The sequence below is a fragment of the Bradyrhizobium cytisi genome, assembly GCF_008123515.1.
Lineage (GTDB): Bacteria > Pseudomonadota > Alphaproteobacteria > Rhizobiales > Xanthobacteraceae > Bradyrhizobium > Bradyrhizobium cytisi.
The window spans coordinates 1-3,214 of record NZ_VSSR01000166.1; the positions used below are offsets into that span (position 1 = coordinate 1).

Genomic DNA, 3,214 nt, shown 5'->3' on the forward strand with positions numbered 1-3,214 from the left:
CTGATCGGCTAACGCTCTAGCATGCTGGGTCAACGAGTGCGCCATGTCGGCATCAGTCCAGGTGGCCGACTTTGAATGCGTCAGCCAGTTGGAAAATGTCCATGCGGACTCAAGCGCACCTTTGAGAACTCCGCGACGCTCTTTGTTGGTGTCACCCGGCAGAAGGCCGTTGCAAATGACTTCCGTCCAGGCACGGAAGTTCGCACGCTGCGGCGGTTGCTCGGTCCAAATTACCGAGTCCTGTGCGACACCGATCAATTCGAGTAGTGTCTCGCGACAGCGGACGCCGACGGCCTGATAATCGCTGAGGCTCTGCGCCTGTGTCACGGCGTCGCCAGCTTTTTCCATCCTCTCGAAGACGGGTCCGAACGGGAGAATGTGTAGGTCGTCTTTCTGTTGTTCTTCCGTACGCGGGATGCGGATGATTAGGCCGATATGGAAGGTCAGAGCAAGGTCCATATTTGGAAATTGCTCTTGAGAGTAGAGGTTGGTGCCGCCCGTGATGACCCACCAGCGATCCTTGTTGGTATGAATGTCCCACACGTCGTGGCGGGTATTCACGACGGCTTCTGAGTAGACCTTCTGCATGAAGGTCACTTCAAGGTCGGGCGCTTGCCATTCAAAGTACTCCCGAACTGCCTCGATCTCCTCGTTGGTAGCTTTCAACATGATCGGCTCCCGCGATGGACTCGCTGCATCGCGCCTGCAAAGGATTTGCGAAAGTCCCAATAATAGACGATGTCGCTGGACTTCCAAAATTCGTCCGTCAAGTATGCCGTTTGCGACGCGGGATGTCGCGCGAATGCATTCGCCGCGGTCGCGGAAGCTACATTCTTTCCCGCATAATTGATCGGGATCGCTTGTTTTTGGTACTGATGGGGTTGCTCATCTTGGTGAAAGCAAATGGCCACTCCCGACCTCACCATCTACTACAACACCCGCTGCCCCGTCTGTGACGCCGGCATCGACTGGCTGCGCAACAAGCTGCTGGCGCTGGTGCGCGCGGGCACGGTCGAGTTCAGGGACATCAACGAGCAGCCGGATGCACTCGCGCACTTTGGCGCCTCGCTCGACGACATCAGACGCCGCCTGCATGCGACCGATGAGGCCGGCCGGCTTATCGTCGGCGCGGATGTCGCGATCGCGCTGTGGCGGTTAACGCCGGGGGAGGGGTGGCTCGCGACACTACTGGGTAACCGCGTGGCGCTGCCGTTCACGCGGTTCTTCTATGATCGGTTTGCCGATCAATTGTTTGCCTGGAATAAGTGGAGCGGGCGTTGGTGAGAGCCCGCCTAGGTAGGCCTACTTCTTCTTCGCCCCGACCCGGTCGAGGCTCTTGATCTCAAGCGGTGGGCGGCCGGATTTTTCGGCGATCTCGCGGTCTTGCTCCATGATGAAGGCGCGGGCGGGCTCATCGCCATCGAGGCCGCCGAGCAGCTCCGAAGGCACGCGCCGGTTGGAGCGTTGGGAGCCGTCTTCGTAGAAGACGTTGAAAAAGGCGAATTCGCCTTTGGGATTGGTTCCGGGTTTTTTGGCCATGGCGGGCTTTTCGTCGATCAGGGCGCCGCAGTCAAATGACTTTGACGGCCGCCAGCGTCAATCCGGCAGCTTTCTGTGCAATCGTTTGGCGATCTGTTTGCCGACCGGGGCGCCAGGCGTCCCGCAAGGTCCGATGCGACCCCGACCCTCAAATAAACGGCGGGCCGAAAAGCCCGCCGTTTATTTTTGGTCTTCGGCGTCGCCCGGGGCTGGCGGGGCAACAACCTGAGATAGAAGGCTAGAACTTGCGCCCTGCGATGGCAAGATAAATCGTCATGATAAATCGTTGTGATGTCGATGTCGCAGCAAGCGCATCGGATATGCGGCTGATGGCATCACGGGTTCCTGCAGTTTCGAAAAGCGGATGCCTGGATCTCCAAAGCAGTTTGTTCATCTCACAGCACTGCCGCAACGCAGCGAGCTCGCGCGCGGTGGCCGGGATTTGAGCTGCAGGGGCCCGCGACCATGCGCAGTGGGATGTCCGTGCTGTCGGGCATGATGGCGGATCGCACGACGTTCTCCGGACGCGGGAAGGCGCCAAGGTCTGGAGTCTGCGATGCTGGCACCATACCCCTGTTTTGCCCGACGGCAGATTCGGAAAAATCGTAGACGATCGGTGCTCTGCTCCTACTGTGCATGGGGTTGTTTTTCGTTTTTTGTTTCGGCGCAGTTGATCGCGGGCACCGATATGATCGGGTCCGTGTCCGCTTTGACGCGAATCCGGTTCCCGGGCATGATCGCGCGCCACTTTCCACGCATGGCCCCTAAGGATTTTCCCGCATGTTGAGATACGCTCTTGCCGTCGCATCCATCGTTTGTCTGGCGGGCGGGTCGGCCGAGGCCGCGCGTTGCGGCGGCGACTTCAACAGCTTCGTCGCCGGCATGACGGCGGAAGCGCAAGGAGCCGGCGTCTCGGCGGGCGTGACCAGCGCAGCGTTTGGCGGCATCACACAGGATGGTGCCGTGCTCGCCTTCGACCGGCGCCAGCGCTACACCTTCAACAAAAGCTTCGAGCAGTATGTCTCGACCCGCGTCGGCCCTGGCCGCATCAATGGCGGCCGCGCGCTGCTGCAGCGTCATGCCGCGCTGCTCTCGCGCATCGAGCAGCAGTTCGGCGTGCCCCGGCAGATCCTGGTCGCGATCTGGGGGCTGGAGAGCGATTTCGGCAAGGGCGACATGGGCAAGCTGCCGGTGATCCGCACGCTTGCAACGCTCGCGCATGATTGCCGACGCACCGAGCTGTTCCAGGGGGAGCTGCTCGCAGCCCTCAAGATCGTGCAGCGCGGCGACCTGCCGCTGCGCGACCTCATCGGCGCCTATGCCGGCGAGATCGGCCAGACCCAGTTCCTGCCGTCGTCCTACATCAAGTACGGCGTCGATTTCGACGGCGACGGCCATGTCGACCTCCGCCACAGCGTCGCCGACGTGCTCGCCTCGACCGCGAACCTGCTGCACACCAGCGGCTTCAAGATGGGCCAGCCCTATGACGAAGGCTCGGCCAATTTCGACGCGATGCGTGAGTGGAACAGGGCGGTGATCTACCGCAAGACGATCGGGTACTTTGCGGACCGGCTGGTCGGGCAGTAGGGCGGGCACGCTGCTAACCATCGTCATTGCGAGCGCAGCGAAGCAATCCAGAATCCCTCCGCGGAGACAGTCTGGATTGCTCACATGG

At 61.0% G+C, this 3,214-nt stretch carries 3 protein-coding genes and 1 pseudogene; 2 read left to right on the forward strand and 2 right to left on the reverse strand.

Going from position 1 to position 3,214, the window contains the following annotated elements:
* A pseudogene (locus FXB38_RS42305) lies at nucleotides 1-669 on the reverse strand (gamma-glutamylcyclotransferase); the annotation flags it as partial.
* Between the two features lie 234 nt (nucleotides 670-903).
* On the opposite strand from FXB38_RS42305, the gene FXB38_RS42310 reads away from it, so the two are divergent.
* Entirely contained in the window at nucleotides 904-1,284 is a 381-nt protein-coding gene (locus FXB38_RS42310) for a thiol-disulfide oxidoreductase DCC family protein (protein WP_148756747.1), read from the forward strand.
* Nucleotides 1,285-1,302: 18 nt separating this feature from the next.
* On the opposite strand, the gene FXB38_RS42315 is transcribed toward FXB38_RS42310, so the two are convergent.
* A complete protein-coding gene (locus tag FXB38_RS42315; protein ID WP_027534326.1) occupies nucleotides 1,303-1,539 on the reverse strand; it encodes a hypothetical protein in 237 nt (78 codons plus the stop codon).
* Between the two features lie 780 nt (nucleotides 1,540-2,319).
* Between FXB38_RS42315 and FXB38_RS42320 the strand changes: the two genes are divergently transcribed.
* Nucleotides 2,320-3,126 (forward strand): lytic murein transglycosylase, encoded by an 807-nt coding sequence (locus FXB38_RS42320; RefSeq protein ID WP_148756748.1) that lies wholly within the window; start codon nucleotides 2,320-2,322, stop codon nucleotides 3,124-3,126.
* Nucleotides 3,127-3,214: the final 88 nt, after the last annotated feature.

What these genes read in the sequence shown, in the direction of transcription:
- FXB38_RS42310 (WP_148756747.1), top strand. Translation starts at nt 904, where the DNA reads ATGGCCACTCCCGACCTCACCATCTACTACAACACCCGCTGCCCCGTC.
- FXB38_RS42315 (WP_027534326.1), bottom strand. Translation starts at nt 1,539, where the DNA reads ATGGCCAAAAAACCCGGAACCAATCCCAAAGGCGAATTCGCCTTTTTC.
- FXB38_RS42320 (WP_148756748.1), top strand. Translation starts at nt 2,320, where the DNA reads ATGTTGAGATACGCTCTTGCCGTCGCATCCATCGTTTGTCTGGCGGGC.